This is a genomic window from Actinoplanes sp. NPDC048791 (assembly GCF_040650095.1).
Classification (GTDB): domain Bacteria; phylum Actinomycetota; class Actinomycetes; order Mycobacteriales; family Micromonosporaceae; genus Actinoplanes.
On sequence record NZ_JBEZGQ010000444.1, the window covers coordinates 1 to 6,581 of the forward strand.

A 6,581-nucleotide genomic window follows, 5' to 3' on the forward strand; every position below is an offset into this window, starting at 1 on the left:
CTCCCTGACCGCGATGCTGGCCGTGGCCGCCCCGGCCGGCTAGATCGGCAGCAGCTCCGCCATCGCGGCCAGGTCAGCCGTCGTTGTGGTCGGCCCGGCGTCCGGGTCGCCGGCGACCGCCCGGGACACGACCCGGCGGACGTTGGTGTCCACGACCGGGTGACGCTGCCCGTACGCGAAGGTCGCCACCGCCCTGGCCGTGTACATCCCCACGCCCGGCAGCGCCAGCAGTTGTTCCAGATCGTCGGGCACCTGCCCGCCGTGGCGTTCCACGATGGCCACCGCGCACGCGTGCAGCCGCATCGCCCGGCGCGGGTAACCCAGCCGGCCCCACATCCGGATGGCCTCGGACGGGGGATCCTCGGCCAGGGCCGCCGGTTCCGGCCAGCGTGTCATCCACGCCTGCCAGGCCGGTGTCACCCGGACCACCGGTGTCTGTTGCAGCATCACCTCGCTGACCAGCACCGCCCAGGCGCTGGTGCCGGGGACCCGCCAGAGCAGGTCGCGGGCGTTGGCGTCGTACCACTTGATGACCGAGTCGGCGAGCGTCATAACGGCACCAGCTTAGGATGCCGGAGTGAACGAGCTTGCCATCACCGTCATCGGTCCCGACCGGACCGGCATCGTCGCCGACGTCTCCGAGGCGCTCGCCGGGGTCGGGGCCAACCTGTCCGACTCCACCATGACCCGGTTGCGCGGACACTTCGCGATGACCCTGATCTGCACCGGCGCCGCCGCCGACGATGTGGAGAAGGCGCTGGCCCCGCTCAGTGGGCTGCTGGCGACCGTCCGGGCCGTGGCTCCCGAGGCGGACACGGACGCGGCGGGGGAGCCGTACCTGGTCAGCGTGCACGGCGCCGACCGGCTCGGGATCGTCGCGGCCGTCACCCGGGTGGTCGCCGCCGCCGGCGGCAACATCACCGACCTCACCACCCGCCTCACCGGCCCGCTCTACGTCCTGATCGCCGAGGTCGACGTGCCGCCCGGTGCGGCCGACGACCTGGCCGCCCGCCTCGCCGTGGCCGCGCAGGAGCTGGGCGTCGAGGTGACCCTGCGCCGGGCCGAGCCGGACGTCCTGTGAGCGACGCCCTGGCCGACTGGAAGCCCGACGTGCTCGGTGTCGAGGGCAAGGTGCTGCCCGTGGTCACCGCCCCGGCCGGCGTGCTCAGCAGCGCCGGCGCCGAGGTCGACCCGGCCGACCCGGCGATCGTGCAGCTCGCCGCGGACCTGGTCGCCACCATGCGGGTCTCGCCCGGCTGCGTCGGCCTGGCCGCGCCGCAGGTCGGGGTGGGTGCGCAGGTGTTCGTCGTGGACGTGACCGAGCACCCGAAGACGGTGACCGCGCACGGCACGTTCGTGCTGTGCAACGCCCGGGTCGTCGAGGCGAGCCGGTGGCGCCCCGGCCGGGAAGGCTGCATGTCCGTGCCGGACCTGACCGGCGACGTGAAACGCGCCGGCCGGGTGGTGGTCGAGGCCGTCCTTCCGGGTACGGGTGAGCCGGTGCGACTGACCACGGACGCGTTCGAGGCGCGGGCCCTGCAACACGAGATCGACCACTGCGCCGGAAAACTATTCCTCGACCGGGTCGCCGGTGCGCACGCCGTCTACCAGCGCAAGGTCTATCTCTAACGATCAGCGCGCGAGACGGTGTCGCATTATCGGCGCGTCGCGGCAGTCATGCCCCCTTCGCGGGGATACCGTGCACCCATCATGCGTTCGACGGTCGGTCCCCTTCCTGCCGCCGTGTACTGGCGGCGTCGCGCTGTGGTGCTCGGAGCACTGCTGCTCGGCGTCATCGTGCTGTTCGTGTCCTGCTCCGGCGGGGACGACAAGGACAGCAATCGCGGCAAGGGCGCTTCCTCGCAGGCGCCGCTCACGCCTCCCTCGGCGTCGAACACCCCCGAGGAAGAGCCGTCCTTCACCGACCCCGGGCCGGGCGCGGGCAACCCGTCGCTGCCGGACCCGGGCGAGCTGACCGCCAGCGGCGCGGGCGCCAACCCGTCGGCCGGCGCCGGCGGAAACCCGGGCGACGGCACCCAAGGCGGCACCCAGGGTGGCACTCAGGACGGTACGCAGGGCGGCACGACCGACACGAACGTGGCGGCCGCCGGTGGCGTGTGCACCGACGCGGAGATGTCCCTGACGCCGATGCCGGCCGTTACTACGGTCCGTCGTGGTGCCCCGCTGGCGGTGCGCCTCAAGATCAAGAACATCTCGGCCCGTACGTGCACCCGCGACGTGGGCCCGGACCTCCAGGAGCTCTACCTCGGCCAGGGCGCCGGCCGGGTCTGGTCCTCGGACACGTGCAGCACGGTCAAGGGCTCCGAGGTCCGCACGTTCCCGCCGAACGGCGAGCGCGAATACAACGTGACCTGGAACGGCAAGCAGGCCAACAAGTGCTCGGGCGGGCTGGCCACCGGCACGGCGCCGGCCGCGGGCATCTACGAGATGCACTTCCGGCTGGGCGCCAAGGTCAGCGCCCCCGTCACCATCAACATCACCGCCTGACCGAGCCCGGCGCTGGTCGTCTCAGCCGCACAGGGTCCACGTCAGGCCGGCCGGCCGCACCGTCGCATCGCGGGAGCCGAGCTGGGCGACCGGTCTACGCGGGCCGGGCGGGGCGCTCGTAGAGGAACTCCGTCCCGTCCTCTTCGTCCCACTGCTCGCCGACGTGCTCGAACCCGAACCCCGCGATGGTCGCCAGCGAGGCAACGTTCTGCGGACTGATGCTCGCCCGCACCGTCACCACGGACTCCTCACCGGCCGCCCACCGCAGCAGCTCAGTCACCATGGCCTTCGCATAGCCGCGCCTGCGGTAAGCCGGGTCCGTGCTGTAACCCATCTCGACCATGCCCGCGCTGTCCGGCGGCCCGTGGAAGCCGCCCGCCCCCACCACCACACCGTCAGGCACCGAGACCGCCGCGCGGACGATCCAGTCGGCGGACGCCGGATCCCCCGCGATCTGGTCGAGGCGCATGCGCCAGAGCCACGTCACCTCATCGCTGAGGAACCACTTCGACAGCGGAATGCCGGTCGCCGTGCGCGCGGCCGCCAGGTCGCCGGCCAGCAGTGCTTCGAGGACCGGGGGTGGCAGGCGTACGAAGCGCACTGCCGGCTGTTCGGTGCTCATTCGGAGCCGTGGTACGTGCCGGTGTCGTCGGTGTCGTCCGCGAAGTCGGCGAAGTCCACGTTGCCGACGGCCAGGTTGGCCGAGACGTCGGTGAAGGACGCCGGCCGTACCCGGAATGTCCGGCCCGGCTCCTCGGCGAGGTCGATCGCGAGCAGCGGGTGCTCGTCGTCGGTGAGGGCGACCTGGTCGGCCAGGAACAGGTACGCCAGCTTGTCGTCCTCGCTCGCGGCGGCGTCCGCCTCCACCAGGTTCTGGATCGTCACCCCCGCGTACGCCGGGTCGCTGACGTAGGTGGCGCTGCGGTGGGCTCCTTCGCTGCGCATCACGGCTCGCAGCTCGTCCCAGGCCGCATCGTCGCTGAAGTCCGCGCGCAGGACCAGGGAGGTCAGATCGTTGGGCGCGGGCAGGGGTGTGGGGATAGCAGTCATGGTGAGGCGAAGCCTAGACGTAGCGCTCGAGGATCGAGGCCTCGGCCAGGCGGGACAGGCCCTCGCGGACCCCGCGGGCGCGGGCGTCGCCCACCCCTTCCACCGCCTGCAGGTCCTCGACCGTGGCGCCGAGCAGGCGTTGCAGGCTGCCGAAGTGGTCGACGAGGCGTTCGACGATCTGGGCCGGCAGGCGGGGCACCTTGGCCAGCAGCCGGAAGCCGCGGGGGCTGACCGCCGCGTCCAGCGCGTCGGAGGCGCCCGCGTAGCCGATCGCCTTGGCCACCGCGACCAGGTCGATCATCTCGGTGGCGGTCAGCAGGTCGAGCTCGACCAGGGCCTCGTCCAGCGTGCGGGCCTTGCGCCCGGTCGGCAGGTAGTCCCGGATGACCAGCGTGCGGTCGGAGTCGACGCCGGCCATCAGCTCGTCGAGCTGCAGGGCCAGCAGGCGGCCGTCGGTGCCCAGCTCGACCACGTAGCCTGAGATCTCGTCGGCGATGCGGCGGACCATCTCGAGGCGCTGCACGACCGCCACCGCGTCGCGGACGGTGACCAGGTCTTCGATCTCCAGCGCGGAGAGCGTGCCGGACACCTCGTCGAGGCGCAGCTTGTAGCGCTCGAGGGTGGCCAGGGCCTGGTTGGCGCGCGACAGGATGGCCGCGGAGTCGTCCAGGACGTGCCGCTGGCCGTTCACATAGAGCCCGATGATGTGCATGGACTGGCTGACCGAGATCACCGGGAAGCCGGACTGCTTGGCGACCCGCTCGGCGGTGCGGTGCCGGGTGCCGGACTCCTCGGAGTGGATGCCGGGGTCGGGCATCAGGTGCACGGCGGCCCGGACGATGCGGGTGCCGTCGCTGGAGAGCACCACCGCGCCGTCCATCTTGCACAGCTCGCGCAGGCGGGTGGCGGAGAACTCCACGTCGAGCGGGAAACCGCCGGTGCAGATCTGCTCGACCACCGCGTCGTAGCCGAGCACGATCAGCGCGCCGGTGCGGCCGCGCAGGATGCGCTCGAGGCCGTCGCGCAGGGCGGTGCCCGGAGCCATCAGGGCGAGGTTGGCGCGCAGCGGGTCACCGCTGACTCCACCGCCGGTCAGGCCGGGCGTCGTCGGGGTCATCGGACGGGCTGCCGAACCGTTGACGCCGGCAGCAGCGCCATTGGCATGGCGGTTTGATGAGGCATCGCGGTCGAGCGGCACCTGTACATTCTACGGACTCGTATCCAGGTCAACGAGCCGCGGTTCCGCCGGGGCTCCAGAGCGTGATCGACGGTCACTGCCGGTGAGCGTGCGGCGCGGCTCATTCGGCTGACGCCCGGGCTGCCCACTGCACCGCGGTCTGCAGGTCGCCCACCTCGACGACGCGCATGCCCTTGGGTGGGCTGTCGCCCTCGCCGGTGCCGTACCCGGGTGGGACCAGGGCGAAGCGGAAGCCCAGCCGGGCCGCCTCGGCCAGCCGCCGCCCGATCGCGCCGACCCGGCGCACCTCGCCGGTCAGCCCCACCTCGCCGATGGCCACCAGGTGCGGGGCCATCGCCAGGTTGAGCGCGCCGGAGGCCACCGCCAGGGCCATCGCCAGGTCGGCCGACGGCTCGGTGACCCGGATGCCGCCGACGGTGGCCGCGAAGACCTCCCGGTCGTGCAGCTTGATCTTTTCCATCCGGCGCTGCAGCACCGCCAGCACCATGGCCAGCCGGGCGCTGTCGAGCCCGGAGACGGTGCGCCGGGGGGAGCCCTGCACCTGGGCGCCGATCAGGGCCTGCACCTCGGTGACCATCGCCCGGCGGCCCTCCATCGCCACGGTGACGCAGGTGCCCGGCACCGGCTCGTTGTAGCGGGTGAGGAACAGCCCGGACGGATCGGCGAGGCTGACGATGCCGGTCTCGTGCATCTCGAAGCAGCCCACCTCGTCGGCCGGGCCGTAGCGGTTCTTCACGCCGCGGACCAGGCGCAGCGACGAGTGCTTGTCGCCCTCGAAGTGCAGCACCACGTCGACCAGGTGCTCGAGCACCCGCGGACCGGCGACCGAGCCGTCCTTGGTGACGTGCCCGACCAGCACGGTGGCCACCCCGCGCTCCTTGGCGATGCTCACCAGGGCCGCGGTGACGGCGCGGACCTGGGTGACACCGCCGGGCACACCCTCGGTGCCGGGCGCGGAGATGGTCTGCACCGAGTCGATGATCAGCAGGCCGGGCTTGACCGCGTCGAGGTGGCCGAGGACCGCGCCGAGGTCGCTCTCGGAGGCGAGATAGAGGTTGTCGTGCAGGGCGCCGAGCCGCTCGGCCCGCAGCCGCACCTGGCTGACCGACTCCTCGCCGCTGACCACCAGCGAGGGGGTGTTGGTGCCCGCGGCCCACTGCTGGGCCACGTCGAGCAGCAGGGTCGACTTGCCGACGCCGGGCTCGCCGGCCAGCAGCACCACCGCGCCCGGCACCAGACCGCCGCCGAGCACCCGGTCGAGCTCGGAGACGCCGCTGGGCACGGCCTTGGCCGGGGCGGCACTGATGGTCTTGATGGGACGGGCCGGCTCGGACGGCATCCGCGAGCTGACCACCCGGCCGGACACCACGGGACCGGTCAAGGTGGACTCGATGATCGAGCCCCACTCGTTGCACTCGGGGCAGCGGCCCAGCCACTTGGGCGGCTGGTGCCCGCACGCGTCGCACTGATAGGCGGGCCGCGGCTCAGAGCGGGCGCGGGACGGAGTGCGGGAAGTCGTCACACCAGTCACGCTAGCCCGCCGGTATGACAAACCGGGGACTTACTCCCCTTCGCCGAGATTCTCCTCGGGACCGATGCCGGGCGCCCGCGACGCCGGGCTCAGCGGGATGGCCATCGGGGCCTGCAGGACGAGCGGCTGCGCGCCGTTGCTGAACTCGAACACCAGGTTGATCGACTGACCCGGGACGAGCTTGCCGCTCAGGCCGATGGCCTGCAGCTTCTCGGCGTCCTCGGGCAGGAAGGTGGCCGCGCCGAGCGGTCCGATCTCGATCCGGGCCGGCCGTGGTCGCGAAGCGGATCCAGG

At 72.4% G+C, this 6,581-nt stretch carries 7 protein-coding genes and 2 pseudogenes; 3 read left to right on the forward strand and 6 right to left on the reverse strand.

The genetic code is table 11. The features are described from left to right. Positions 1-42 precede the first annotated feature (42 nt). Positions 43-552: pseudogene (locus tag AB0C29_RS27355) on the reverse strand (A/G-specific adenine glycosylase); the annotation flags it as partial. 25 nt (positions 553-577) lie between these two features. On the opposite strand from AB0C29_RS27355, the gene AB0C29_RS27360 reads away from it, so the two are divergent. The 3 genes from AB0C29_RS27360 to AB0C29_RS27370 all read left to right on the forward strand — a co-directional run bounded on the left by AB0C29_RS27360 (position 578) and on the right by AB0C29_RS27370 (position 2,508). Continuing rightward, a complete protein-coding gene (locus AB0C29_RS27360; RefSeq protein ID WP_360825715.1) occupies positions 578-1,081 on the forward strand; it encodes an ACT domain-containing protein in 504 nt (167 codons plus the stop codon). Beyond that, complete coding sequence (locus AB0C29_RS27365) at positions 1,078-1,629, forward strand: peptide deformylase (RefSeq protein ID WP_360825718.1); 552 nt, start codon at positions 1,078-1,080, stop codon at positions 1,627-1,629. The genes AB0C29_RS27360 and AB0C29_RS27365 overlap by 4 nt, the downstream gene beginning before the upstream one ends. Before the next feature lie 81 nt (positions 1,630-1,710). Then, positions 1,711-2,508: an adhesin gene (locus AB0C29_RS27370; protein ID WP_360825721.1), complete on the forward strand. Its 798-nt coding sequence runs from the start codon at positions 1,711-1,713 to the stop codon at positions 2,506-2,508. 94 nt (positions 2,509-2,602) lie between these two features. Here AB0C29_RS27370 and AB0C29_RS27375 read toward each other — a convergent pair whose 3' ends face one another. From AB0C29_RS27375 to AB0C29_RS27395, 5 genes and pseudogenes are all read right to left on the reverse strand, one after another. Further along, a complete protein-coding gene (locus AB0C29_RS27375; RefSeq protein ID WP_360825724.1) occupies positions 2,603-3,130 on the reverse strand; it encodes a GNAT family N-acetyltransferase in 528 nt (175 codons plus the stop codon). Continuing rightward, complete coding sequence (locus AB0C29_RS27380; RefSeq protein ID WP_360546056.1) at positions 3,127-3,558, reverse strand: DUF6924 domain-containing protein; 432 nt, start codon at positions 3,556-3,558, stop codon at positions 3,127-3,129. Before AB0C29_RS27380 ends, AB0C29_RS27375 begins: the two co-directional genes overlap by 4 nt. Before the next feature lie 13 nt (positions 3,559-3,571). Beyond that, the gene (gene disA, locus AB0C29_RS27385) at positions 3,572-4,675 is read right to left on the reverse strand and encodes a DNA integrity scanning diadenylate cyclase DisA (protein ID WP_212987880.1); all 1,104 of its coding nucleotides are present in this window, start codon (positions 4,673-4,675) and stop codon (positions 3,572-3,574) included. Between the two features lie 181 nt (positions 4,676-4,856). Beyond that, the gene (gene radA / locus AB0C29_RS27390) at positions 4,857-6,308 is read right to left on the reverse strand and encodes a DNA repair protein RadA (protein WP_360546053.1); all 1,452 of its coding nucleotides are present in this window, start codon (positions 6,306-6,308) and stop codon (positions 4,857-4,859) included. A gap of 9 nt (positions 6,309-6,317) precedes the next feature. Continuing rightward, positions 6,318-6,581 (reverse strand): annotated as a pseudogene (locus tag AB0C29_RS27395) (hypothetical protein); the annotation flags it as partial.

Coding starts and splice junctions, on each gene's coding strand:
- AB0C29_RS27370 (WP_360825721.1), top strand. CDS start 1,711: ATGCGTTCGACGGTCGGTCCCCTTCCTGCCGCCGTGTACTGGCGGCGT.
- AB0C29_RS27375 (WP_360825724.1), bottom strand. CDS start 3,130: ATGAGCACCGAACAGCCGGCAGTGCGCTTCGTACGCCTGCCACCCCCG.
- AB0C29_RS27380 (WP_360546056.1), bottom strand. CDS start 3,558: ATGACTGCTATCCCCACACCCCTGCCCGCGCCCAACGATCTGACCTCC.
- disA (WP_212987880.1), bottom strand. CDS start 4,675: ATGACCCCGACGACGCCCGGCCTGACCGGCGGTGGAGTCAGCGGTGAC.